Genomic DNA, 25,704 nt, shown 5'->3' with positions numbered 1-25,704 from the left:
CCCCGGGCGCGGCCCCGGGGCCCTGCCGGTCCGCCGTCGCGGACCGGCAGGGTGGCAGCGTCGGACATGGATGCTGGACCGGACTGTGAGGTGGACCGTGATGGGCACGGGTGGCTCCGGCCGTCGGCGACAGCGCTGGGGCAGGGCCGGCGCGGCACTGCTGCTGCTGGCGCCGCTGCTCGCGATGACGACGGCCGCCGGCCCGGGCAGCGCCGGGGACCGGCCCCCCGAGGCCGGCAGCGGGCCACGGACCGCGGCAGCCGATGCCGGGGAGAGCCGGATCGCGTACGCCGGTACCCGCCACCGGAGCCTCGGCCGGGTGGCGACGGACACCACGAGCCCGCCGCTGTTCGGCGAGGGCCCGGCGCACTTCGACGTCCAGCCGGCCGCGCTGGGCGACCGGCTGGTGTTCGCGAGCCGCCGCGACGAGCAGGCCCCGCAGGTCTACCTGCGCTCCGCCGACGGCGCCGTGCACCGCCTGACCAGCGGCCTGGACGCGGCGAACCCGCGGCTGACGCCGGACGGCCGGTCGGTCGTCTTCGACGCGGCCCGGCCCGCCGGGACCGGTGGAACCCAGCGCGACCTGTGGCTGGTGCGCACCGACGGCACCGGCCTCACCCGGCTGACCGACACCCCCGCGAACGAGGAGCACCCCACGGTCTCGGCGGACGGCACGCGACTGGCGTACTCCTCCGACGTCGACCGGACCGCCGGCCGGCAGGTCTACGTCCGGCCGCTCCGGGGCGGGCCCGCCACCCGGGTGTCCGACCCCGCCGACGGCGCCGGCACCGAACCGGTGTGGAACCCGGTGGACGGTCCGGCGACCCGGGACCGGATCGCGTACACCGCCACCGGACCGGAGGGACCCCGGCTGCGGTGGACCGACGGGCGCACCGGCGGGCCGCTGCTCGCGGGTCCCCGGGCGCAGTGGCGCACGCACGGGGCAAGCTGGCTGCCCGACGGGAACGACCTGCTCTTCCTCAGCCCGGACCGGACCTGCAGCTGCGAGGGCGACTGGGACCACGTGTTCCGGGTGAAGGCGTACTCGGAGGACGAACCTGCGGTGGTGCTCAGCGAGGACCGCGAGGTCGGACCGGCCACCTGGCTCGGCCCGCTCCAGGGCGGCGGCGCGGTGGTCGAGCGCGTCTCGGCGGACGGCCCGCACGTGGTGACCCTGCAGGACGTCCGGCCGGACGGCTCCGACCCCCGTGACCTCAACCGGACCGTGCTCAAGGAGGACCCGGCGGCCGACACCGAGACGGATCCGGCGAAGGACCCGCTGTTCCGGCCCGCCGCCGGGAACGACCCGTGGACCGAGCGGCAGAACTACACGCCCGACGGGCGGCGGATCGTGCTGACCCGGTTCGAGGACGCGCCGGCCGGACCGAACCTGCCGGCCGGGCGGATCGAACGGATCTGGATCGCGGACGCCGACGGCTCCGGCCCGACGGCGCTCCCGCTCGCGGGCCGAGGCCCCAGGGACTGGGACACCGACCCGACGTTCTCCCCGGACGGCCGGTACCTGGCCTTCACCCGCAGCTCGCCCGGCGGGGTCGGCGACGCCTCCGGTCCCGGCCGGATCCTGATCGCGGACGCCGCCACCGGCGCGCTGCGGGGCGTGATCGTGCCGCCCGAGGGGCAGCTCCAGGGCGGCGACGCCCAGCCCACCTGGTCCTCCGACGGCACGACCCTGGCGTTCACCCGCAACCAGGTGATCAACGGCCGCGGGGGCAACAAGCACGTGTGGACCGTGCCCGTGGACCGGCTGGACCGGCAGCGCGACCTGAGCACCGCCCACTGCCCCGGCGCCTGCGAGGTCGTCGACGACAGCCCGGCGTTCTCACCGGACGGCGCCACCATCGCCTTCAACCGCAAGAACGGTGCCGGCCGGATCGACGAGCGCAACGGGATCCTGCTGGCCGCCGCGACGGGCGGCGCCTGCCGGGTACTGCTGCCCGACGCGGCCCGCGACCGGCCGGGGGCCTGCGGCCGGGAGCTGCCCGACACCACCGCCACCGGGCCCTTCCAGCCCCGCGACGCCGCCTGGAGCTCCGACGGCAGGACGCTGGTGATCAGCTCCCGGGCCGCCCTGGCCGCCAACAGCCCGGAGAAGCTGTCCCTGGTGGACGTGGCCTCCGGCGCCCGCACCTCGCTCACCGGCGGTCTGCCGGGCCGTCAGAAGGAGCCGGGCGTCCAGCAGTCCGTGGACCTCGCCGTCCGGGCGCCCGGGACCGCCGCACCACTCACCGTCGGCGACTCCGGGACCGTCCGGGTGGACGTCGTCAACCACGGCCCGGCGGCCTCGCCCGGGACGCGGCTGACCGTCGCGCCCCCGCTCGGGGTGACCGTCACGGGCCTCGCCGCACCCGGCGCCACCTGTGACGCGGCGGCGCTGGTCTGCGCCCTGGGCGTGGTGCGCCCGGGCGCCACCGTGCCGGTCACGGTCACGGTCACCGGGGTCGAGCCCGGCGACCAGCCCCTGGACTGGTCGGTCACCGGTGCCGTCCTCGACCCCCGTCCCAGCGACAACACCGGCCGGACCGTGGTGCCGGTACGCCCGGCCCCGCCGATGCCCGGTCCGACGCCGACGGCGACCCCGACGGCGACCCCGGCCCCCACGCCGACCCCGACACCGACACCGACGGTGGATCCGCCGACGACCCCGGTGCCCGCGCCTGCCCCGCCCGCCCCTCCGGCCCCGGTCCCGCCGGCCCCGGCACCCGCCCCACCGGCCCCGTCGCCGATCGGCACGCCCCGGCCCCTGCCGCCCGCACCGCCGGCACCGCCGGCCGGCCCGGGGCTGAGCCTCACGGCGCAGCCGAACCCCGGCTACGTGGGTGGTCGCGTGGTCCTCACGTACACCGTTCGCAACGGCCGCGAAGGGCTGGCCACCGGTCTGCGGCTCCGGGTGGGGCTGCCCGGGGGCGTGCCCCACGACGCGCCGCCGCCGGGCTGCGACAGCGCCTGGGTGTGCGCGCTGCCCGACCTCGCCCCGGGCGCCCGGACCGTCGTCCAGGTCGTCCTCAGCCCCGACCGGGCCGTCACCGGCCTGGTGACCGGCACCCTGACCACCACCGGCACGGACGCCGACCCCGCGGACAACGAAGCCCGTCAGCAGCTGCGGATCCTCCAGCCGCGCATCGTCGCCGTCCCGCCGATCGGCAAGCCCGGCTTCGTCACCTCGGTGCGCGGTGAGGACTTCCCGCCCGGCGCGCCGGTGCGGTTCACCTGGCAGCCGGGCATCACGGCCGCGGCGGCGCCGACCGTCCCCGGTCCGGACGGCCGGTTCACCGGCCAGTTGCTGATCCTCGCCAAGGACGCGACCGGCCCCCGGGTCATCACCGCGAGCGGGCCCGGCTTCTCCCCGGTGCGGACCGACTTCCTGGTGGTCAGCGGCACGGTCCAGCCGCCCAACGAAATGATCCGCCGATGATCCACGAGGTCGACGAGGGGCTGCGCCGGCTGCTCGCGGAGTCCGGCCTGGAGACGTCGGGCGTCGACGTGGTGTTCGACGCGCCGACCCGCGACTGGGCGGCCCGCCGCAGCGCCCCGACGGTGTGCGTGTTCCTGTACGACGTCCGCGAGGACCACAGCCGGCGCGCCAGCGGCGCGGGCGAGGTGTACGACGCGGACGGCTTCCTCGCCGCGCGCCGCGCCCCGGCCCGCTGGTTCGAGCTGACGTACCTCGTCACCGCGTGGGCGAGCCGGCCGCAGGACGAACACCGGCTGCTCTCCCAGGTGCTGAGGTGCCTGGTGTCCACCGACGCGCTGCCGGCGCGGCTGCTCACCGGTTCGCTCGCCGAACTCGGCCTCATCGTGGGCCTGGACGGCGGCGGTACCGGGCTCGACGCGCCCGCCGCCTCCGACGTGTGGTCGGCGCTGGGCGGCGAGCTGAAGCCCTCGCTGGGGCTGCGGGTGCGGGCACCACTGGCCGGGGCCGTCACCGCCACCGCCCCGCCGGTCACCGAGGGGCTCGTGGTCCGGGCCGCCGCCCGGACCGCACCGGAGGAGCCGGCGGCGGCACCGGAGGAACCGGGGGCCGCACCGCAGGAGCCGACGGCCGCACGGCGGCTGCGCTACACCGAGGTGGCCGAGCCCGGTCCCGAGGGCTTCGGCGGCCCCCGGGAGCGGGGGTCGGCCCCCGCCCGCCGCCGGCGCGGGGAGCGGCAGCCGTGACCCGGACCCTGGAACCCACCGCCGCGGCGCCGGCCCGGGCCCCGTACCTGTGGACACGGCTGCGCGTCGTCGAGGAGCGGGTGCGCGAGGCCGTCGCGATCCGGCGCGCGCTCGATCCCGATCCGGACGATCCGTACCGCGGCCAGTTCCTCACCCCCGAGGCGGCCGTCCGCGTCCTGGACGAGGGGGACCGGCCCGCTCCGCCCGCGCTGCCCGGACCGGACGCGCCGCCGCCCGGCTCCCCGCTGGCCGTGCTCGCCGACCGCTTCGCCCTGGCACCGCTGGACCTGGACCTGCTGCTGGTGGCCCTGGCCCCGGACCTCGACACCCGGTTCGAGCGGCTCTACGGCTACCTGAACGACGACCTGACGCGCCGCCGGCCCACCGTCGGGCTCGCCCTCGAACTGTGCGGGCAGCGCGGGGTGGCGACGGCCCGGTTCCGGCTGGCGCCCTCCGCGCCGCTCGTCGCGGGCGGTCTGCTGGAGGTCACCGAACCCGAGCGGCCGCCCCTGTCCCGGGTGCTGACCGTCCCGGACCGGGTCACGGCGCACCTGCTGGGCGACACCGCGCCCGATCCGCTGCTGACGGGTGTGCTCGGCCGTCCGGCCGGTGATCCGGCCGTCGACCCGGCCGAGCTGCGCCGGGCCGCCGCCGCGGCCGGGACCGGCACCGGCCATGTCCACCTGCGCAGCCGGGGCGGTGATCCCGAGGGGCTCGCCGTCGCCGCGCTGCGGGCGGGCGGGATGCCGCCGCTGGCCCTGGACCCGGCGGCGCTGGCCCGGGACCCCCGGGGCACGCCGGGCATCGCCCGGGCCGTGGCACGCGAGGCCCGGCTGCTGGGCGCGGGCGTCCTGCTGGGGCCGCTGGAGGAACTGCCCGACCGGCCCGAGGAGCGGGCCGGGGTCCTGCGCACGCTGTGCGACGCCCTGCGCGGCCTCCCCTTCCTCACCCACGGGACCGGCGGCTGGGAACCCGCCTGGGCGGCCGACACCCCCGTCACCCTGACCGTGGCGGCACCCGCCCCCGACCGGCAGGTCGCGCGCTGGCGGCACGCGCTGGCGTCGGCCGACGAGCAGCACGGCGCGAGCGGCGAGGGCGTCGGCGAGGAGGGCGTCGGCGGCGAGGCCGGGGCCGAGGCGCTCGCCCGGTCCGTGGCCGCGCACCGCCTGGACGCCGGGCAGCTGCGGCGGGCCGCCGGCACCGCGGTGCGCACGGCCGAACTCGACGGCCGCCCGGTGTCCCCCGACGACCTGCGCACGGCCGTCCGGGCCCAGAACGGCGCGGGGCTCGCCCGGCTCGCCCGCCGGGTCGAACCCGCGGTGAGCTGGGAGGACCTGGTGCTCCCCGCCCCCACCCACCGCAGCCTGCGGGAACTCGCGGTGCGCGCCCGTCACCGCGAACAGGTGCTCGGGCAGTGGGGCATGCGGCCCGGCGGCGGGCGGGGGCGCGGGGTGATCGCGCTGTTCGCTGGTTCGTCCGGTACCGGCAAGACGATGTCGGCCGAGGTGGTGGCGGCGGACCTGGGCATGGACCTGTACGTGGTGGACCTCTCCACTGTGGTCGACAAGTACGTCGGTGAGACCGAGAAGAACCTGGAGCGGATCTTCACCGAGGCCTCCGCCGTCAACGCGGTGCTGCTGTTCGACGAGGCGGACGCGATCTTCGGCAAGCGTTCGGAGGTCAAGGACTCCCACGACCGGCACGCCAACATGGAGTCGGCGTACCTGCTCCAGCGGATGGAGTCCTTCGACGGCATCGCCGTCCTGACCACCAACCTGCGCGCGAACCTGGACGAGGCCTTCACCCGCCGGCTGGACGTGATCGCGGACTTCCCGGTGCCCGACGCCGACCAGCGTCTCGCCCTGTGGGACCGCTGCCTGGGCTACCGGGTGCCCCGGGGCGACGACCTCGACCTCCGCTTCTGCGCGGACCGGTTCGACCTGGCCGGAGGCTCCATCCGGGCCTGCGCCGTGACCGCCGCGTACCTCGCCGCCGAGTCGGGGGGACCGCTGACGATGGCCCAGGCGGTGACGGCGGTCGCGCAGGAGTACCGCAAGCTCGGCCGGCTGGTGCTGGAGGGCGAGTTCGGACCGTACGTGGACCAGGTCGCGCGGGCCTGAGCCGGGGCGGCCGGCGGGCCGTCGCGGCCGGCTGCGACGGCCCGCCGGGGGCGGTCGGGGAGGGTCACGGGGCCCGGGAAGGGTTCGCGGAGAGCCGGGAAGGGTTCGCGGAGAGCCGGGGAGGGCAGTGCCCTTGCCCCCGGGCAGGTCCTCCGGTCCCTCCCGCCGGTGACGGCCCGCCGGAAAAGCTGGGGCCGGGGCGCGGCGGCGCGCGACCGGGTCCGTCGACGGCGTTCCGCCGTCGGCCGACCGACGTCCGCCGTACCCGGCCCGAACCCGGCCCGAGATCCACCGAAACCGTCCACCGAAGAGCGTCCACCGAACTCCGGTGACACGAAGGAGCGAGCATGCCGACGTACCTCACCCCGGGGGTCTACGTGGAGGAGGTGCAGTCCGGTGCCCGCCCGATCGAAGGGGTCGGCACCGCCGTCGCCGCGTTCGTCGGGTTCGCCCGGACCGGCCCGTTCCACGAGCCGACGCTCGTCACCAGCTGGGACCAGTACTCCCAGCGCTTCGGCGGGTTCACCGAGGGCGCCTACCTGCCCCACGCGGTCCACGGGTACTTCGCCAACGGCGGCGGCGCCGCGTACGTCGTCCGGGTAGGCGGCTCCGACCGGGACAGCTCCGCGCCCGCCGCCGCGGTCCCCGAGCAGCGCGCGGCGGAACCCGTCGCGCTCGACGGGTTCCTGTTCGCGGCCCGGCCGGGGGTCACCGGCGTCTCGGTGGAGATCGCCGACGCGGACGGCGAGAACCCTCCCGAGGACCGGTTCAGGCTGCTGGTCCACCGCGACGGCGCGGTGGCCGAGACCTTCGAGGCGTCGGCCCGCCGGAACGTCAAGGGCTACCTCGTCACCCAGGCCCGCGGCTCGGCGCTGATCGAGGTCACCGAGCAGCGCGGCACCGCCCAGGGCCGGCCCGCGAACCGGACGGCGGCCCTGCCCGACGCCCCCGCCGCCGTGCCCGCCCCGGCCGCCGGCCAGGGCGCGCTGCCCCGGCTCGACCCGGCCGAGTACGTCGGCGACGCGGCCGCCCGGACCGGGCTCGGCGGTCTGGAGTCCATCGACGAGATCACCATGGTCGCGGTGCCCGACCTGATGGGCTCCCACCAGCGCGGAGAGATCGACGCCGAGGGTGTGCGCACCGTCCAGCTCGCCGTGATCTCGCACTGCGAGCAGATGGGCGACCGGGTCGCCGTCCTGGACGCCCCGCCCGGTCTCACCGCGCAGCAGGTGCGGACCTGGCGCAACGACGAGGCGGGCTACGACTCCCGCTACGCCACCCTCTACTACCCGTGGATCCGGGTCTTCGACCCGGCCGCCGGGCGCAACGCCACCGTCCCGCCGAGCGGCCACATCGCCGGTGTGTGGGCGCGCAGCGACGCCGAGCGCGGGGTGCACAAGGCTCCCGCCAACGAGGTGATCCGCGGCGCGGTCGACCTGGAACTGCGCCTGAGCAAGGGCGAGCAGGACCTGCTCAACCCGATCGGGGTGAACTGCGTCCGGGCCTTCCCCGGCCGGGGCATCCGGATCTGGGGCGCCCGCACCCTCTCCTCCGATCCGGCCTGGCGCTACCTGAACGTACGGCGCCTCTTCAACTACCTGGAGGAGTCCATCCTCCTGGGCACCCAGTGGGTGGTGTTCGAGCCGAACGACGACCGGCTCTGGTCGAGCATCCGACGCAACGCCACCGCGTTCCTCACCGAGGAGTGGCGGCGCGGCGCGCTGTTCGGGCGGACGGCCGCGGAGGCGTTCTACGTCAAGTGCGACCGGGACAACAACCCGCAGGAGTCGATCGACCAGGGCCGCGTGATCTGCGAGATCGGCGTGGCACCGGTCAAGCCGGCCGAGTTCGTGGTCTTCCGGCTGGCGCAGTACTCCGACAGCACGAGCCTCGTCGACGAGTGACCCGCGGGTCCGCCGGTCCCGGGACCACCGGGCCGAACAGCAAGGAAAGGTGACAGACAGTCATGGCAGAGGGCGATGCTCTTTCCACCCACATCTTCGGCGTCCAGCTCGGTGGCTACCTGGTCGAGTCGATCCAGGAGATCAGCGGCCTGACCGTCGAGGAGGAGGTCGTCGAGGTCCGGCAGGTCAGCAAGGACGGCAAGCAGATCATCCGCAAGCAGCCCGGCGCCCGCCAGGCCGGCGAGGTCACGATCACCCGGGGACTCGACAAGAGCAGCGAGTTCACCAAGTGGATCACGGAGACCCTGAACAACGGGGCCGTCGACACCGCTCGGCAGAACCTCACCATCGAGATCAAGGACTCCACGGGCGCGACCGTCCGGCGCATCCAGCTGATGAACGGCTGGGCCTCGAAGTGGGAGGGCCCCTCCCTCAAGGCCGGCGAGTCCGCCGCGGCCACCGAGTCCGTGACCATCGTGTTCGAGGAGATCATCGTCGAATGAGGCGACGTACGGTGACGGCGGGCAGCCTGGAGGAGATCCTCCAGGCCACGGAGCCCGCCCCGGCCGCCCAGGCACCGCCGACGGCGCCCTCCGGCGGCGCTCCGGCGCGGCGCGAGGAGCACGCGCTGCGGACCGAGTTCGAGTTCGAACTGCCGCGCGGGTACATGGACGAGGCGGGCACCCTGCACCGGCACGGCTCGATGCGCCTGGCCACCGCGCGCGACGAGCTTCGGCCCCAGATCGACCTGCGGGTCAAGGAGAACCCCGCGTACCTGAGCGTGGTGCTGCTCAGCCAGGTCATCACCCGGCTCGGCACCGTCACCGACGTGCACGCCGGGGTCGTGGAGCGGATGTACGCGACCGACGTCGCGTTCCTCCAGGACTTCTACCGGCGCGTCAACAGCGAGGGCCACACCCGCGCGGCGGTCATCTGCCCGCACTGCGAGGGCGGCTTCGAGGTCGACCTCTCCGGTGGGCGCCTGGGGGAATCGTGACGTACGCGCTCCCCCGGCTCAGGGAGGAGATCGCGTACATCGCTTACCACTTCCACTGGCAACGCGACGAGATCCTCGACCTGACCCATGCCGAACGCCGGCAGTGGGTCACCGAGATCGCACAGATCAACTCCCGTATGAACGAAGGAGGTTGAACAAATGGCGTGGCGGGACAGGGTCCGTCGGCGCGGCGCCGCGCCGCACGCCGCGGGTACGGGCGCGGCGGGTACTGGTGCGGGCGTGGTCACGGGCGCGGGCGCGGGCAAGGAGGCCCCCGTCGGCGGGGGCCCGGGCGTGCCCGCGGACTGGGACGGCGGGTGGCGCCGCACCGCACCGGCCCTCCTGACCGTGTCCCGGGCGCCGATGAGTGTCAGCGACGGACTCGCCTTCCGGGACGGGCTGGCCGCCTGGCGCGATCCGTCCTTCGACACCGGCCTCGCCCACGCCCTGCTGCCGACCGCCCCGACCGGCCTCGTCCGCGGCATCGCCCGCCCCGCCGTCGCGCACCCCACCCACAGCGGAGGCGGCCCGCTGCTGCTCAGGGCGCTGCGCCCGTCCGACGCGGACACTGTGCCGGACACCGCGCCGGTCGCCGCGCCATCGGCGGGGGCGGGAGCGGGGGCACCACTGCTGGAGGTGCCTCCCGCAGCGGGTGCGCGGGCCGCCGGGCGGGCCCAGCCAAGTGGGTCGGGTGCGCGTGCGTCGGGTGCGCGTGCGTCGGGTGCGCATGCGTCCGCGAAGGGCACATCGCTGTCCGCGCAGGCCGCGCCCGCAGTCGGCACCGGCGCCGGCACCGGTCGCTCGCGGGCCGACGGGGTCGGCAAGCCCGGCGAGCGGCCGGGTCGGTCCGGCGGCGGGCAGAAAACCCCCTCGGCGGCCGGGGCGGCCGCCGGTGCACCCGCCACCCACAACCGTCCGCCCGCACCGTCCACGGCGGTGCTCGGCGCGGACGCGTTCGGCCCGGACGCCGATCCCGTCGTCCAGCGGGCCGAAGCGGCCGCCGCAGCCCCGACCGTGACCCCGACCACAGCCCCGACCACAGCCCCGGCCGGGGCCGGCCGTACGCCGGTCCCCGCACGACTCCCGCTGGTCCGCCGCATCGCGGTGGTCCCCGGCGCATCCGTCTCGGGCGCGCCCGAGACGGCCCACGCCGGCCGGTCCGTGCAGCGGATCGCCACCGGAACCGGGCCCCTCTCCGCCGTCACCGGCGGCCGGCCGGGCCAGGAGGCACCCGCCGCCGACGCGCGTCCCGGCCGCGCCGGTGAAAGGGCTCCGGGGGACCGCGCGGAAGCCACGCAAGCCGTGGTGCGGACGCGCCCTGTCGGCCCGTCGCTGACCGTCGCCCGGGTGCCCGCCACCCCCAGGCGCCGGGTACCCGCCGTGCGCCCCGCCGTCCCCCCGGCACAGCTCGCCGGGCCTTCCCCCGAGACACCCGTACAGCGGGCGGCCGACCAGGCGCCTCCTCTCGGCACCCCGTCGACCGAAGTCCCGGCGCCCGCCACGCCCTCGGGCGAGACCGGTCCCGGCCCCGCTACGGCGATGGCACCGGCACCGGCACCGGCCATGCCTGTCGTCCAGCGGCAGACGGAGATCACCCCCGACCGGCCCGGCACACTCCTGCGGGGCACGGACGAGACTCCCGTTCGGCGTACGGCCGACCGTCCCGCCCCGAGCGCCTCGGCATCCGAACTGCCCTCTTACACAGGCTCCTTGGCGCAGGGTGGGACCGCGCCCGCGCCGGTCGCACCCACGCTCCGGGGCCGGGCGGAGACCGTGGCCGACGCACCTGTGCAACGTGCGGCCGACCACCTCACCCTCGGCACACCGACGACCGAACCCCCCACCACCCCAGCACCCCTGGCAGCGGCTACCACCCCTCCCGCACCAGGCATGCCGATCGTGCAGCGCCCGACGGAGACCGCGACCGACACACCCGTACAACGCGCGGCCGACCACCCCACCCTCGGCACACCGACGACCGAACTCCCCACCACCCCAGCACCCCTGGCAGCGACTACCACCCCTCCCGCACCAGGCATGCCGATCGTGCAGCGCCCGACGGAGACCGCGACCGACACACCCGTTCAGGGCGTGCCCCTGCAACGCGCGGCCGTGCAACGCGCGCCCGGGCGGCCGACACTCGGTCCGCCGCTGACCGAAATCCCGACCACCGCAGCACCTTTGGGAAACCACGCGACCGTCCCGGCGCGGGCCGTCGATGTCCCTTCCGCAGCGGCGCCGACCCGGGCGCCGGCCCTGCCGGTCGTGCAGCGGCAGCCGGAGGCGCCGGCTGCCCAGGGCGGCCCTGGACTGACCGCGCGACGCCCGCGCGCCGGGTTGGGGGCCCCGCTGCCCGCGATGCCACCCACCGCCAACCGTCCCGCGCTCCCGTCCACCGTCCAGCGCATGCCCGTACCCACGCCCGTGCCCGTGCCGGGAGCGGCACAGCACCCCGCATCCTCGGCCCCGTCACCGGCTCCCACCTCACCGGCTCCCACGCCACCGACCACCGCGTCCCCGACCACGCCGCGACCGATGACCGCGTCCCCGACCACCGCGTCCCGGCACGGCCGCCGCACCGGTGTCCCCGCGCCGCCCGCAGGGGCACGGAGGAGCGGACCCGTGCCGCTCGTCCGCGCCGGTCGGTCCGGGTCACCGGACCGGGCACCGGCCGCACCGCACCGCAGCGTCCAGTTGCTCGCGGCGCGACCGCTGGCCGTCGGCAGCGGCCCGGACATGGGGAGCGCGACGGTCCCCATGGCCTCCGCCCGCGCGGTGAGCCGCCCCGTGGTCGCGGCACGCTGGGTCGACCGGCCCTCCGCCGCCGCGCCGCAGCACCTCCAGCGGGCGCCCGGCTCCCCCGGCCCGCACCAGGCGTCCGCCTCCGGCCCCGTTCGGCCGTCCCAACCCCTTCGTGGGCCCGGACCCGAAGCCCTCCGTACCTCCGGCCCCGGGCGCTCGTCCGGCCCGCTGCCCGTGACCGCCCCGCATACACCGCCGTTGGTGGTCCGGCCTTCCCCGGCCGGGTCCTCCGCACGGCCCGTCCCCGTGGTGCCGCCGGCGCGGTCCAGGACACCGGACCCCGGCGGCACGCCCGGAGACCCCCCGGCCTCGCCACCGACCCCGCCCCCGACCCCGCTGCCCGTGCAACGCGACACCGGCGGTGGCCGGGGCGCCGTCCCGGCCACCGCCGCCACCACCCCGCGCACCACCGTCACCGGTAGCACCACCGCCGCGGACCAGCGGGTCACCGCCGCCGACCGAACCGGCGGAAGTCCGCGTGACGCCGGAACGCAGGGCGGCGACCTCGACCTGGAGGACCTGGCGCGCCGCCTGCTGGACCCGGTCGCCCGCCTGCTGCGCGCCGAGCTGCGGCGCGGCCGGGACCGCGCGGGGCGGACCTTCGACGGCCGCCGCTGAGCACCCGCACGAACGAGAAACGGACGACGGACCGATGACGGACAACATCTTCGCGACCAGCGTGTTCTTCCGGCTGGCGATCGGCGGGAACGACCTGGGCGCCTTCCACACCTGCTCCGGCATGGGCGCCGAGGTCGAGATGGAGAGCTACGCCGAGGGCGGCAACAACGGCTTCACCTGGCAGCTCCCGGGCCGCGTGACCTGGTCGAACATCACCCTCACCCGGCCGGTCACCGCCGACACGGCGAAGATCGGCCGCTGGCTGGACGAAACGCTGCGGCGGGTCGAACCGAAGGACGGCGAGATCGTGGCCCTGCGGCCCGACCTGAGCCGGATCATCAGCTGGCAGGTGTTCGGCATCGTCCCGGTCCGCTGGCAGGGTCCGTCCTTCGACCCGGCCAACTCCGCGGCAGCGGTGGAGACCCTGGAGATCGCCCACGCGGGGCTGCTCCCCGCCTGACCGTCCCACCAGCACCCAGCCACCACCGCCCCGTCGCACCACCACCCTGTCCCACCACCACCCCGTCGAACGACCGACCGCCGTACTCCCGCTCCGGAAGGAAGCCACGCCATGGCCTTCTCGGCACGCGCCAGCCGCGCCAGGGCCCAGCTCACCCTGAAAGAGCCCCCGGCCTCCGTCGGCGCCAAGCCCGGCGGGACGATCGCCCGGCTCGACCTCCAGTTCAACCCCTCGACCCTGCAGTTGGGCAAGACCACCGAGTGGCGGCGGTCCCCGTCCCGGATGGCGGGGCAGTCGGCGCTGCCCGAGTTCGTCGGCAGCGGCCCGCGCACCCTGAGCCTGGAGGTCTTCCTGGACGCCACCGCCACCCACGACGACTCGGTGGAGCAGGCGGTCGAGAAGCTGATGAAGGCGTGCGTGCCGACCCCGGCCAGTCTCGGCCGCAAGAAGCCGGCGAGCCCCTGGGTGCGCTTCGAGTGGGGCAGCGCGCGCACCACCTCGTTCGACGGGGTGCTGTCGAACCTGTCGGTCTCGTACACGCTCTTCGACGTGGACGGCACGCCGCTGCGGGCGACCTGCTCACTGTCCATCGAGGAGGCGAGCGTCGAACCGCCCGGCCAGAACCCGACCTCGGGCGCGCGCACCGCACGCAGCACCCACACCCTGGTGGCGGGCGACAGCCTGGCGATGCTGGCCTGGCGCGAGTACGGCGACGCGACGGCCTGGCGGGTCGTCGCGGAGGCGAACGGCATCGACGACCCGATGGCACTCGCCCCGGGCACCGAGTTGGTGGTGCCGGCCCTGCGGGACGACGACCAGGTCCGGCTGACCGGCGACGGGCACGCCTACGACGACGGACTGCCCGACCACGGTCGCGACAACCATCCGGACAACGGTCCCGCCGGCGGACGAAGCAGCGGACGAAGCAGCGGCAACGGGTTCGGCAACGGCAGCGGGTTCGGCAGCGGCAGCAGTGAGGGGGAACGGTGAGCGGGTTCGATTCCGGGGGAAGGTCCTTCGCGGCCGACCCGATCGTGGAGGCACCCGGCGAGCTGCCGCAGATCTGGGCGGCGCAGCTGGTCAGCTGCGTGGTCGACGAGAACGTGAGCCTGCCGGACGCCGCCGTGCTCACCTACCGCGACCCCGACCACGAGTTCCTGCGCGCCACCGGCATCACCATCGGCTCCCCGCTGCGCGTGTCGGTGACGACGGCGAAGGGGCAGGCGCGGGAGCGGCTGTTCGACGGGGAGGTCACGGCCCTGGAGATCGACCGGGACGGCACCGGGTCGTTCACCGTCGTCCGCGCCTACTCCAAGGCCCACCGGCTGCAGCGCGGCCGCAAGGTCGTCGCGTACCGCAACATGACGGCCGCGGACATCGTCCGCAAGGTGGCCGCGGGCGCCGGCCTCGCCGTCGGGAAGGTGGAGGCCGCGCCGGTGACGTACCGGCAACTGTCGCAGGCGAACGTCTCCGACTGGGACTTCCTGCAGTTCCTCGCGGGCGAGAGCGGTGCGCGGGTGCGCGTCGACGACAAGGGGCTGCTCCAGTTCACCAGGCCCGCGAAGGCGTCCGGGGCGCCCTCGCCCTCGACGTCGGCCGTGCTCGACCCGATGGTCCTGGAGTACGGGCGCAACCTGCTGGCACTGCGGGCCGCGCTGTCGGCCGCCGACGGCGCCTCGAAGGTGCAGGTGCGCGGCTGGGACGTCGCCACGAAGCGTCCGCTGGTCGCCGAGCAGCCGTCCGTGGTCAGCGACACCGTGGTACCGGGGCTCGCTCCCGGGACGGCCGCCCGGTTCGGGAGGTCGGTCGTGGCCGTCACCGACACCCCCTACCGGACGCAGGCGGAGACGGCGGCGGTCGCCCGCGCGGCGGCGGCCCGGGTGAGCGCCGGCTTCGGCGACCTGGAGGCGGTGGCCGAAGGCAATCCGCTGCTGCGGGCGGGCAAACCGGTGGCGCTGGGCAACGTGGGGCCGGCGTTCTCCGGCCGGTACACGGCGACGGCCGTGCAGCACGTCCTGGAGCCCCACGGCGGCTACCGCACCACCGTGTGGGTCGACGCCGGCGCGGACCGCTCCCTGCCCGGTCTGATGGCGGGCGCCGACGCGCCGGGGCGCGGCCCGCGCATCCCCGGTCTGGCGATCGGCGTGGTGACGGACGTGCGCGAGCCGAACGGGTCCGAACGCGGCGCGGTGCGGCTGACGTTCCCCTGGCTGGACGACACGTACGTCACCGACTGGGTGCGCACCGTCCAGTGGGGCGGCAAGGGCGGTGGCGGGGTGGTGAGTCCCGAGGTCAACGACGAGGTGCTGGTCGGGTTCGAGCAGGGCCTGCTGGACCGTCCGTACGTGATCGGCGGGCTCTACAACGGGGTGGACCAGCCCTCGCCGCACGACGTGCCGCTGGTCGACGCGACCAGCGGCAAGGTCAACCGCCGCTCGGTGGCCTCGCGTTCGGGTCACCGCGTGGAGCTGCTGGACGCACCGGCGCCGGGCCCCTCCGGGCTGCGGCTGGTGACCGGGGACGAACGGCTGGAGGTCCGTCTGGACGACCGCCGGGACCGGATCGAGCTCACCGTGTACGCGGGACGCAACCGTCCGCTGACCTCCGTCCTGCTGGACCGGGACGGCATCACGCTCGACGCCCGGCAGGGCACCGTGAAGGTGACCGGCCGGCAGGTGGACATCGACGGCACGGCCGGGGTCAGCATCGGCGGCCGGTCGGTCCGGGTGTCCGGGACGGCGGACGTCTCCGTCGACGGCGGCCTGCTCGCCGTGCTCAAGGGCCGCCTGGTCCGGATCAACTGACCCCGCACGGGCGCCCGGCGCCTCCTCTCCCCCGACCGACCTCCCTCCCCCTTCTCCCCGAGGAGCCCCCGATGCCAGCCGCAGCCCGTACCGGTGACCCCACCGACCACGGTGGCCGGGTCGCGACCCCGCCGCCCGGCACCGCCGCGCAGGTCGCGACGGTGCTGATCGGCGGGCGGCCCGCCGCCGTGGTGGGCAGCCTGCACGTCTGCCCGGTACCGCCGCACGCCGCCCTGGGGCCGGGGAACGTGCTGCTGCCCAGCCCGGCCGCGGTCACCGGGGGCGCGGTGCTGATCGGCGGACTGCCCGCCGCGCGGGCCCGCGACCGGGCGGCGTGCGGCGCGACGGTCCTGACCGGAGCGCCCGACGTGCTGATCGGCGGGCTGTGATGGGCGACCGGTTCATCGGGCGCGGCTGGGCGTTCCCGCTGCGGGTCGGGCCGACCGGCGGGATCGCCATGGTCGAGCGGGAGCGGGAACTCGAGGAGGCCATCCGCCTCGTACTGGGCACCGCGCCCGGCGAGCGACCGATGCGGCCCGACTTCGGCTGCGGCATCCACGAGTACGTCTTCGCCCCCGGCGACGGCGTCACCGCCGGGCGGATCGCCCAGCAGGTGCGCGAGGCACTGGAGCGCTGGGAGCCGCGGATCGCGGTGGACGAGGTCGTCGTGGCCTTCGACGCGGTGGAGACCGCCACCCTCTACATCGACGTGCGCTACACGGTGCGCACCACCAACGACCGGCGAAACCTGGTCTTCCCCTTCTACACGATCCCCTCCGAGGAGGGGACCGAGGAAACGGTCGCGGACTGATGGCCCTGCCCTCCCCCAACCTGGACGACCGACGGTTCCAGCAGCTCGTCGACGAGGCGAAGCGGTACGTGCAGCAGCGCGCCCCGGAGTGGACCGACCACAACGTCTCCGACCCGGGCGTCACGCTGATCGAGACGTTCGCCTACCTCGTGGACCAGCTGCTGTACCGGCTGAACCGGGTCCCGGACAAGAACTACCTGGCGTTCCTGGACCTGTTGGGAATCCGGCTGTACCCGCCCTCGGCGGCCGTGGCCGAGGTCGACTTCTGGCTGTCGGCCCCCCAACCGGACACGGTGACGCTGCCCGCCGGCACCGAGGTGACCACCGCGGCCGGCGAGACCGAGGCGGCCGTGGTCTTCGCCACCACCGACGACCTGCGCATCGTGCCGAGCGAGCTGACCAGGTTGGTCACCGCGCCCCGCACCGGTGAGCAGACCGACCGGACGGGTGCCCTGGCCGAGGGCCGGGACATCCCGTGCTTCCAGACCGCGCCCGAGCCCGGCGACGCGGTGCTGTTCGGACTGCCGACGGCGGTGCCGCGCTGCGTGGTGGCGGTCCGCCTGGACAGCCGCGTCGAGGGCGTCGGTGTCGACCCGCGCCAGCCCCCGCTGGTCTGGGAGGCGTGGGACGGCGGCCGGTGGCAGCGCTGCGAGACCGGTTCCGACACCACCGGCGGGCTGAACCGGCCCGGTGAGGTCATCGTGTACGTCCCGGCCGGGCACACGGCGTCGCTGGTCAGCGGGACCAGGGCGGGCTGGCTGCGCTGCCGGGTCACCGAGGCGGAGCCGGGGCAGCCGTTCTACTCCGAGTCGCCGACGGTGCGCGAGGCCGCCGTCTTCACCGTCGGCGGCACGACGGCCGTGGAGCACGCCGAGCGGGTGACCGACGTACCGCTCGGTGTGTCGGAGGGGGTGGCGGGGCAGTCCTTCCGGCTCGGCCGTCCGCCCGTGCTGCTCGACGGGGAGCCCCCGGTGGTGGAGGTGTCCTCCCCGGACGGGTGGCAGCGCTGGGAGGTGGTGGAGCACTTCGGCCGCTCGGGACCGGCCGACCGGCACGTCCGGGTGGACGCCACCACCGGCGAGTTCACGTTCCCGCCGGTGCTGCGCGAGGCCGACGGCACCCTGCGTCCGTGCGGGGCCGTGCCGGCCAAGGGCGCCCGGATCCGGGTGGCCCGCTACCGCACCGGCGGCGGCCCGGCGGGCAACGTCTCCCGCGGCGCGGTCTCCGTCCTGCGCAGCTCCGTCCCCTACGTCGCCCGGGTCGTCAACCGGGAGGCGGCGCGCGGCGGTGTCGCCGGGGAGACGGTCGACAACGCCAAGCTGCGGGCACCGGAGACCCTCCGCATGCAGGAGCGCGCGGTGACCGCCGAGGACCACGAGATCATCGCCCGGCAGGCGGCCCCCTCCGTGCGCCGGGTCCGCTGCCTTCCCGACCGGGACGCGGGCGCGGGCGCGGTCCGGGTCCTGGTGGTGCCGAACGCGGTGGCCGACGAGGGCGGCCGGCTGCGCTTCGAGCAGCTGATCCCGTCCGACCAGGTCCTCGCCAGGATCACCGCGGCCCTCGACGAGCGGCGCCTGATCGGTACCCGGCTCCTCGTCGAGCCGCCGTTCTACCAGGGTGTCACCGTCGTCGCCCGGCTCTCGGCACCGGCCGCGGACGCCGATCGGGTGCGCGACGCGGCACTCGACGCGCTCTACCGGCACCTCGACCCCCTGCGCGGCGGACCCGACGGAACGGGCCGGGCGTTCGGGCGGCCCGTTCAGTACGGGGAGGTGTTCGGCGTGCTGCAACGCGCCGTCGGGGAGGTGGTGGTGGAGGAGATCCGGCTGTTCGCCGCCGACCCGGTCACGGGCCGGCGCGGCGCCCCGGTCGACCGGATCGACGTCGGCCCGGGCGCGCTGGTCTTCTCCTACCAGCACCAGGTGGTCGTGACCGCGCGGGAGCCGGAGGTGCGCGGATGAGCCGGGCCGCCGTCCCGGGCCTGCCCAGCCGGTACCCGATCGGTGAGCAGCTGCCCGCGCTGTACGCCGAGGACGACTTCGCGCAGCGGTTCACAGCGGGGCTGGACACGGTACTGGCCCCGGTGTTCACCACCCTCGACAACCTGCCCTCGTACTTCGATCCGCGACTGGCCCCGGCCGACTTCCTGACCTGGCTGGCCACCTGGGTGGGTAGTACCGACGACCCGCGCCGACCGACGGCGCTGCGCCGCGAGGCGGTGGCCGGCGCGGTGGAACTGCACCGCTGGAGCGGCACCCGGCGCGGCCTGGTCGAGGCCCTGCGCCTGATGCTGGGGGTGTCCGCCGACATCACCGGGGACGGCGGGGCCGCCTGGTCGAACACGGCCGGTGGCGCGCTGCCGCCCGCCCCGGCCGACGAGGTGCTCGTCCGGGTGTGGCCTCGGCACGGCGGAGCGGTGGACGGGGCGGACGGGGCGGACGGGGTGAACGGGGCGCACCGGGTGGACGCGGACCAGGTCCGGGCGCTGGTCCGGAGCCTGTGCCCGGTCCACACGGTCTGCCGGGTGGAGGTCCTGCCGGGACCGCCCACGAGCGAGGAGGGGCGACAGTGATGCGTGAGTGTCCCGCGTGCGGGGCGTCCAACGGCCCGACGGACGGCTTCTGCGGCAACTGCGGCTCGTACCTGGGCTGGTCGGACACCCCGGTTGCCCCGGCGGTTGCGCCGACGGCCCCGGCTGCCCCGACGGCCCCGGTTTCCCCGGTTTCCCCGGCTGCCCCGGCTGCCGACCACCCGGCCGGATCCGCCGCGCCCCGGCGTGCCGACCCCTCACCGACTCCCGACCCCTCACCTCCCCCGCCCCCGCGCTGCCTGCCGCCCCCGCGGCACCCGCCGAGCTCCCGCCGCCCGCCGGGCCACCGCACGTCTCCGCCCCTACTCCCGCCGACTCACCGCAGCCGGTGCGGCCGGCGAAGGCCGTCGCGCCGCGTCCGGTGGTCCGGCCGGTCCCGGTGGACGACGACACCGCCGGAACGCCCTGCCCCTCCTGCGGCACACCCAACCCGCCCGACCGCCGCTTCTGCCGCCGCTGCGCGACCCGGCTCGCACCCGGTGCGGCCCCACCGCCGCTCCCCTGGTGGCGGAGGATCCGGCCGCGCCGCCGCACCCGGGCGGGCTCGGGCCGGACGACGCGCTTCCTGGTGGTCCTGGCCGTGGTGCTGGCCCTGTGCGCGGGCGGCTTCCTGCTGCTGCCGGCTGGCCGGAACCTGATCGAGGACACCCGGGACAAGCTGGGCAAGAGCAAGCCGGTGACCCCGGTCCGGGTGGAGGCGAGTGCCGAGGTCGCCGGCCGGCCGGCGGGCAACGCCACGGACGGGCTCAGCAACCGCTACTGGGGCGCACCGGGCCCCGGCGCCTCGATCACCTTCACCTTCGCCAAGCCCTTCCGCCTGGTGGCCGTGATCGTCACCAACGGTGCCTCGACCTCGCCCGAGGACTACGCCCGCGAGGGGCGGGCGCTGCGGATCGACATGGAGGTGACGGCCTCGGACGGCCGGAAGACGGTCGAGCGGCTGAACCTGATCGACAAGCCCGGCCCGCAGACCTTCCCCACCGGAATCAGCGACGCCACCACCGTCCGGCTGACCCTCGACGACCCCGCGGGCCTGGACGGCGACCGCCATCTCGCCCTGGCCGAGCTGGAGTTCTTCCGGCGGAGCTGAGCCCCGGCGGGCACCGGTGCCGGACCGGCGCCCATCCGCACCGCACCCCCCGTCGACGCAGTCACCCTGCTGCGCGCTTCCGGCAGCACGGAGACCGGGACCGCCCCCGGCCCACCCGGGAACAGCTCGCCGCCCTCGTGACGGGCAGCGGCCTGGACGCCCGCCTGGTCGGTGGAGTGCCCGAAAGAAGCCGGAGCGGCCGTCCAGCGGGCGGTCCACCGGATCGCCCAGGAGGCCCTGACCGACTTCCTCCTGCTGGCGGTCGTCGCCACCGTCCTCTCCTGGCGCCGGACGGTGCACGGGCGGCGGCCCCGATCGGGCGGGGCGGTGGAACTGCCTGGTCGCGACGGCGGGCCTGGCGGGATACCTGGCGATCACCCTGGCACTGGTGTGGAGCTTCGCCGCACGAGCGGGGCAGGGCGGTCAGTTCGTGCCGTCGGCCGGAAGGTCCGGGTCGGCGCTGACGGGTGAGAGGTTCTGGACGGCCCGGGCCTGGTCGACCATGATCAGCAGGGCGTCGAGGCTCGCCGCGGAGAGCCCCTCGGCGCGCAGCGCGAGCGAGCGCACGCGTGTGTCGCGCAGCGCGTGCGCGAGCCTGAGCTGGGAGTTGACCCGCTCGGCGACCGCGTCGTTCAGGAAGTACTCGGGCGGCACGCCGAAGAACTCGGCGAGGACGTCGAGTTGTTCGAGCGTGACATTGCGCTTCTTGCCGGTGGCGAGTTCCCACAGGTAGGTCGCGGAGATCGCGCCGCCTGTGGTGTCGCGGATCTCCTTGGCCAGCCGGGCGTAGCCGGGCCGGGTCCGCTCGTCCGGGTAGATGGCGCTGATCAGCGTGTTGAGTCGCTGGTCGAACTTCCGCAGCAGGGATCTTCCCACCGCTCGGTCCGCCACCGGGTCGCTGTCGGTCATCCGTCACTCCCGCCCGCTGCGGTCCCCCGGTCGAGAGGTGTTCCGCCCGCTGATGTGGACAAGTCTGCTCGCTACAAATACCGCCATCCGGCGGGGTTGACAAGGAAACTCCGCGTAGGCGTACGCTCACGCACACACCTGTCCGCTAAAGCGGACACCAAAGTCTCCCCCGACCGTTCCCAGCGGAGGTGCGGCAGCGTGACGAATTCCCCTTCCGGTCCGCCGAGTTCGAACCGGCGCCGAACCGCCCTGCGGCGCATCGCGGCCGTCGCCGCCGGAGCCCTGGTGGTCGCCGCGGCCGCGGCGGCCGCTCCGGCCGGGGCCGAGGAGTCGGCCCGCAACCGCCCGGCCACCGGCGTCATCCTGCTGATCGGCGACGGCATGGGGGACTCCGAGATCACCCTCGCCCGCAACTACACCGTCGGCGCGGCCGGACGCCTCCAGCTCGACCGGTTCCCCGCCACCGGCGTCTACACCACCTACGCCGTCGACAGCGGCGGCCGTCCCGAGTACGTCACCGACTCCGCGGCGAGCGCGAGCGCCTGGGCCACCGGCCGCAAGACCGTCAACGGCCGGATCTCCAAGACGCCCGACACCGACCGGCCGCTGCCGACCGTCCTGGAACTCGCCCGCCGGGCCGGCCTGGCGACCGGCAGCGTCACCACCGCCGAGCTCACCGACGCCACTCCCGCGGCCCTCACCGCCCATGTCGGCGACCGCAGTTGCCAGGGGCCCGCCGACATGGCGGACTGCCCGGCCGACCTGCGGGCCGCCGGCGGCGGCGGCTCGATCGCCGAGCAGACCGTGGCGCTCGACGTGGACGTCCTGCTCGGCGGCGGGCGGGAGCGCTTCGACCAGGTCGTCACCGACGGACCCGACCAGGGGCTGACGGTCGCCCAGGTCGCCCGACGGCGCGGCCACCAGGTGGTGACCGACGCGGCCGGCCTGCGCGGGGTCGACCCGGGCCGGCCGGTCCTCGGACTGTTCGCGCCGGGAGCCGTCCCCGTCGAGTGGACCGGGAAGCCGGCCGTGCTCGGCGGCACCGCGCCGCAGCGGTGCGTGCCGAGCAACCCCGAGCGGCCCGTCGGCACCCCGAGCCTGGCCGCCCAGACCGCCCGGGCACTGGAGCTGCTGACCGCCCGACGGCCCGACCGGAAGGACGGCAAGGGGTTCTTCCTCCAGGTCGAGGGCGCCTCCGTCGACAAGCAGGGCCACGAGGCCGACCCCTGCGGACAGATCGGCGAAACGGTGGCCTTCGACCGCGCGGTCGCGGTCGCCCGGGACTACGCCGCCCGCCACCCCGGGACGCTGGTGATCACCACCGCCGACCACGGGCACGCCAGTCAGATCCTGCCGGTGGAGGCCAGGACGCGCGGACTGTCGACCACCCTGGTCACCGACGAGGGCTCTCCGCTGAAGGTCGCCTACGCCACCAACGCGGACGGCGACGGCGAGGAGCACACCGGCGTACAGGTGCGGATCGCCGCCCAGGGGCCGTACTCCCAGCGTGTCCTCGGCGTCACCGACCAGACCGAGCTGTTCGACACGCTGCGCACCGCGCTCGGCATTCGCTGAGCGCGGCCGCTCCTGTTCTCCCGGGCCGGGCCCGGAGGAACAGGAGCGGCCGGAGCGACCGCCACAACCGGTCGGACTCGAACGAGCTCGAAGGGACTGCGAAGAACTAGAAGAACTCGTCGAGCAGTTGGTAGAAGGCGATCCGGTCGCTCCGCAGCTCCGTCGCCCCGTAGCGCTCCAGGAAGCTCTCCACGCAGTCCGGGCCGAACCACGGGTCCTCGACGTGCCGGAGCTCGCGGAGCGCGATCGCCAGGTCGGCGTGCCGGTCGGCGCGGCCCAGGCGGCCCACGTCGATCAGCCCGGTCACCGCGAGGGTGTCGGGGTCGATCAGGACGTTGTTGGGGCACAGGTCACCGTGGCAGACGACGAGGTCCTCGTCGGCCGGGCGGGTGCGCCGGAGTTCGGCGAGCAGCCGCTCCCCCGACCAGCCCTCCCGCTCGTCCTCCAGGTTCTCCAGGTCCACCAGGCCGTGGGCGACGGCCTGTTCGGCGAGCGGGACGGCTGTGGCGAGGCTGCGGTCGAAGGGGCACTTGTCGACCGGGAGTTCGTGCAGCGCCCGGGCGATCCCGGCGATCGCGGCGGCCACCGCCGGGCGCCGGTGTGCCGGCCATTCCTCGGCGGCGCCGACGCCGGGGACGGCCTCGGTGACCAGCCAGACCGCGTCGGCGTCCGCGCCGCGGTCGACGATGCGCGGCACCGGGATGCCCTGGTCGGCCAGCCAGGCCAGGCGGTCGGCCTCGGCGGCCAGGTCGAGCGCGGGATTGCCGTCCGGCGCCGCCGGGGCGATCTTGGCGTAGAGATTCGAGCGCGGTCCGACGAGCAGGTGCACGAAGGCCCCTGAGTCACCGTCAGTCACCGGCGTCCACTCATAGGTCGAGTAACGATGGCGTAACGTGCGGTCCATGGCGTCATCATGCCGCACGGCCGGGCCCTCACGCATCCCGGCCCCGCGCGGCGCCGCCCGCCTCGAACCGGCGGACCAGTGGTGATCTGCGGGCCCGCGCCACCGCCACCAGGAAGGCGGTCTCGTCGGCGAGTTGACGCCCGAGGCCGCCGGACCGGGCGGGCCCGCCCGCGGTCGGCGGCCCGCCACCGAGCCCGGGCCCGGCGGTCCCGGCGGCGGCCGCCCGGTCCGGGGCCCGACCCGCGAGCCGGTTGCGCCGCGCCACCAGGAGCACGCAGGCCAACGCCTCGGCCTCGGCCGACCGCGCCGGCAGGTGGGCGGTCACGGCCCGGGCCCGTTCGACGAGCCGGGGCCCGACGTACTCCTGCAGGACGAGGATCGCGTCCCGGGTCTCGATGACCTTCCGGTAGGCGAGCAGCCGCCACGGCAGCCGGGGCCGCAGGAGCTCCGCGACCCGCGGGCGGACCTCGCCGAGGGCGACCTGCGGCACCACGGTCACCAGGTCGCGCCAGAGCGGGGCCAGCCGCCAGACCGTCCGGACGTCGGCCGCCGCCCCGGCCACCGCCGTCACCGTGGGCACCAGGACCGCGGCCGTGCGCAGCACCGCGTACAGGTCCAGCAGCAGCCGCAGCCCGGGCCGCAGCCGGTCCGCGGGTACGGCCAGCAGCACGCCGTGGCCGAGCCAGTACACCCCGGCCAAGGCCGCGCTCCAGCCGAACAGTCGCAGACCGAGCCGCAGCTCCCGCCCGACGGTGGGGCCGCTGTAGCGCCAACAGGTCCAGGCGCAGGCGGCGTTCGCGGCCAGGTGGGTGCCGATCAGGAGCACCCAGTAGGCCAGGGGTTGGACGTCGGAGCCGATCCGCGGCGGTGCGCCGCCGGGTTCGGGGTGGGGCATGGTCAGCACGTCGATGACGACGAGGGTGATCAGGACAGCGGCGAACGGGGCGGCCAGCAGCCCGCGCCGTTCCGGTCGGCCGGTGGTGGTGGCGACGAAGTGGACGACCGCGGCGGTCGACACCAGTCCGGCGAGGTTGCGCACCAGGCAGGCGACGTGGACGGGCCCGACCAGCAGGTTCAGCGCCTCGCACACCCCGGGCAGTTGGAGGGTCATGGCCACGGCGGAGGCCGCGAGGGCCAGCCAGAGACCGCGCTGGTGGGGCGAGCGCAGGGCGGGCCGGGCGCGGACCGCGACGGCGCCCCACATCCCGGCCGTGGCGGCGAGCTGTAAGCCGGAGGTGAGGTCACCCGCCATGGCCGCCGTCCCGTACGCCGAGCGCGGCCCGGAGCCGACCGAGCGCGCCGGTCGGCACGGGCGGACGCGTGCGGCCGGTGTCGGTACGGATCATGCTGGCCAGCATCTCGGCCTCCTGCTCCTGCTCGGTGGAGTAGTCCGCGCGGGCGAGCAGGTGGCGGACCAGTCGCGGCGACAGGTCGGGCAGCAGGGTCTCCGGCAGCCGGCCGGAGAGGCTGAGGCCCTGGTGACCGAGGAGCATGTGGCCGATCTCGTGCAGCACGATGTGCTCCTGGTGCAGGCGCACGGTCCGCTGCTCGACGAAGACGTGGTCGTCGGTGGCGGTGGCCAGCCAGAGTCCGCAGGCGCCGGCCGAGGCGGCCTGGGCGGGCAGCGGGTGCAGGTGCAGGGGCCGCCCGCGCAGTCCGGCGATGTGCGGACAGAGGGTGTCCAGGGAGAACGGCTGCGGCAGGCGGAGCTCGTCGAGCACCGCCGCGCAGCGCCGACGCAGCTTTCTGACGACTGGGGGCATCGAGGTTGTGCGTCGCCTTCGCTCGGGGCCGGTGGTGAGGGCCGGTGGTTGGGGGTCGGTGCGGGGTCTCATCGCCGATGCCCCGCCAACAGGTCCAGACCGCCCGCTCAAGCGGACGCCCATCCCGTCCTACCAATACATCCATTCACCAGGGTTGACAAGCAAACCCATTGACGGCGTA

At 75.6% G+C, this 25,704-nt stretch carries 20 protein-coding genes and 1 pseudogene; 17 read left to right on the top strand and 4 right to left on the bottom strand.

The genetic code is table 11. From position 1 onward, the window contains the following. Positions 1-100 precede the first annotated feature (100 nt). The 16 genes and pseudogenes from BLU95_RS35845 to BLU95_RS35775 all read left to right on the top strand — a co-directional run bounded on the left by BLU95_RS35845 (position 101) and on the right by BLU95_RS35775 (position 20,372). A complete protein-coding gene (locus BLU95_RS35845; protein WP_173862195.1) occupies positions 101-3,433 on the top strand; it encodes a DUF11 domain-containing protein in 3,333 nt (1,110 codons plus the stop codon). After that, positions 3,430-4,176: a Pvc16 family protein gene (locus BLU95_RS35840; protein WP_093863653.1), complete on the top strand. Its 747-nt coding sequence runs from the start codon at positions 3,430-3,432 to the stop codon at positions 4,174-4,176. The genes BLU95_RS35845 and BLU95_RS35840 overlap by 4 nt, the downstream gene beginning before the upstream one ends. After that, positions 4,173-6,296, top strand: coding sequence for an ATP-binding protein (locus BLU95_RS35835; RefSeq protein ID WP_231978053.1), 2,124 nt, complete (start codon positions 4,173-4,175; stop codon positions 6,294-6,296). Before BLU95_RS35840 ends, BLU95_RS35835 begins: the two co-directional genes overlap by 4 nt. A gap of 347 nt (positions 6,297-6,643) precedes the next feature. Continuing rightward, a complete protein-coding gene (locus BLU95_RS35830) occupies positions 6,644-8,200 on the top strand; it encodes a phage tail sheath family protein (RefSeq protein ID WP_093863652.1) in 1,557 nt (518 codons plus the stop codon). Positions 8,201-8,262: 62 nt separating this feature from the next. After that, positions 8,263-8,703, top strand: a complete 441-nt coding sequence (locus tag BLU95_RS35825) for a phage tail protein (protein ID WP_093863651.1) — start codon at positions 8,263-8,265, stop codon at positions 8,701-8,703. Next, positions 8,700-9,197 carry a zinc-ribbon domain-containing protein gene (locus tag BLU95_RS35820; RefSeq protein WP_093863650.1) on the top strand — a complete coding sequence of 166 codons (498 nt, stop codon included), beginning with the start codon at positions 8,700-8,702 and terminating at the stop codon, positions 9,195-9,197. The genes BLU95_RS35825 and BLU95_RS35820 overlap by 4 nt, the downstream gene beginning before the upstream one ends. Continuing rightward, the gene (locus BLU95_RS43110; protein ID WP_167349762.1) at positions 9,194-9,352 is read left to right on the top strand and encodes a DUF6760 family protein; all 159 of its coding nucleotides are present in this window, start codon (positions 9,194-9,196) and stop codon (positions 9,350-9,352) included. The genes BLU95_RS35820 and BLU95_RS43110 overlap by 4 nt, the downstream gene beginning before the upstream one ends. Positions 9,353-12,341: 2,989 nt before the next feature. Next, a complete protein-coding gene (locus BLU95_RS42665; RefSeq protein WP_093863649.1) occupies positions 12,342-12,617 on the top strand; it encodes a hypothetical protein in 276 nt (91 codons plus the stop codon). 34 nt (positions 12,618-12,651) lie between these two features. Beyond that, positions 12,652-13,077 (top strand): phage tail protein, encoded by a 426-nt coding sequence (locus BLU95_RS35810; RefSeq protein ID WP_030394849.1) that lies wholly within the window; start codon positions 12,652-12,654, stop codon positions 13,075-13,077. Between the two features lie 111 nt (positions 13,078-13,188). After that, positions 13,189-13,887, top strand: a pseudogene (locus BLU95_RS35805) (CIS tube protein); the annotation flags it as partial. A gap of 176 nt (positions 13,888-14,063) precedes the next feature. Further along, positions 14,064-15,881 carry a VgrG-related protein gene (locus BLU95_RS35800; protein WP_093863648.1) on the top strand — a complete coding sequence of 606 codons (1,818 nt, stop codon included), beginning with the start codon at positions 14,064-14,066 and terminating at the stop codon, positions 15,879-15,881. A 71-nt stretch (positions 15,882-15,952) separates the two neighbouring features. Further along, complete coding sequence (locus tag BLU95_RS35795; RefSeq protein ID WP_093863647.1) at positions 15,953-16,270, top strand: PAAR domain-containing protein; 318 nt, start codon at positions 15,953-15,955, stop codon at positions 16,268-16,270. Continuing rightward, on the top strand, positions 16,270-16,692 hold the full coding sequence (locus BLU95_RS35790; protein WP_030307173.1) for a GPW/gp25 family protein: 423 nt from the start codon (positions 16,270-16,272) through the stop codon (positions 16,690-16,692). The genes BLU95_RS35795 and BLU95_RS35790 overlap by 1 nt, the downstream gene beginning before the upstream one ends. Continuing rightward, positions 16,692-18,653 carry a putative baseplate assembly protein gene (locus tag BLU95_RS35785; protein ID WP_093863646.1) on the top strand — a complete coding sequence of 654 codons (1,962 nt, stop codon included), beginning with the start codon at positions 16,692-16,694 and terminating at the stop codon, positions 18,651-18,653. The genes BLU95_RS35790 and BLU95_RS35785 overlap by 1 nt, the downstream gene beginning before the upstream one ends. Beyond that, positions 18,650-19,264 (top strand): phage tail protein, encoded by a 615-nt coding sequence (locus BLU95_RS35780; RefSeq protein ID WP_093863645.1) that lies wholly within the window; start codon positions 18,650-18,652, stop codon positions 19,262-19,264. Before BLU95_RS35785 ends, BLU95_RS35780 begins: the two co-directional genes overlap by 4 nt. Positions 19,265-19,661: 397 nt before the next feature. Further along, positions 19,662-20,372, top strand: a complete 711-nt coding sequence (locus tag BLU95_RS35775) for a zinc ribbon domain-containing protein (protein WP_231978052.1) — start codon at positions 19,662-19,664, stop codon at positions 20,370-20,372. A gap of 423 nt (positions 20,373-20,795) precedes the next feature. Here the strand turns inward: BLU95_RS35775 and BLU95_RS35770 are convergent, their stop codons facing one another. Further along, a complete protein-coding gene (locus BLU95_RS35770) occupies positions 20,796-21,281 on the bottom strand; it encodes a hypothetical protein (protein WP_093863643.1) in 486 nt (161 codons plus the stop codon). A 198-nt stretch (positions 21,282-21,479) separates the two neighbouring features. On the opposite strand from BLU95_RS35770, the gene BLU95_RS35765 reads away from it, so the two are divergent. Further along, positions 21,480-22,856: an alkaline phosphatase gene (locus BLU95_RS35765; RefSeq protein ID WP_502689760.1), complete on the top strand. Its 1,377-nt coding sequence runs from the start codon at positions 21,480-21,482 to the stop codon at positions 22,854-22,856. 106 nt (positions 22,857-22,962) lie between these two features. Here the strand turns inward: BLU95_RS35765 and BLU95_RS35760 are convergent, their stop codons facing one another. From BLU95_RS35760 to BLU95_RS35750, 3 genes are read right to left on the bottom strand one after another with little or no spacing between them, the layout of a single operon-like run. Further along, on the bottom strand, positions 22,963-23,760 hold the full coding sequence (locus BLU95_RS35760) for an APH(3') family aminoglycoside O-phosphotransferase (RefSeq protein WP_093863642.1): 798 nt from the start codon (positions 23,758-23,760) through the stop codon (positions 22,963-22,965). 28 nt (positions 23,761-23,788) lie between these two features. Beyond that, on the bottom strand, positions 23,789-25,012 hold the full coding sequence (locus BLU95_RS35755) for an MAB_1171c family putative transporter (RefSeq protein WP_093863641.1): 1,224 nt from the start codon (positions 25,010-25,012) through the stop codon (positions 23,789-23,791). After that, positions 25,002-25,523: a hypothetical protein gene (locus tag BLU95_RS35750; protein WP_093863640.1), complete on the bottom strand. Its 522-nt coding sequence runs from the start codon at positions 25,521-25,523 to the stop codon at positions 25,002-25,004. The genes BLU95_RS35755 and BLU95_RS35750 overlap by 11 nt, the downstream gene beginning before the upstream one ends. Positions 25,524-25,704 lie beyond the last annotated feature (181 nt).

This window comes from Streptomyces sp. TLI_053, from assembly GCF_900105395.1.
Classification (GTDB): domain Bacteria; phylum Actinomycetota; class Actinomycetes; order Streptomycetales; family Streptomycetaceae; genus Kitasatospora.
The sequence above is the reverse complement of the archived record's forward strand: the minus strand, read 5'-3'. Positions and strand labels throughout refer to the sequence as shown.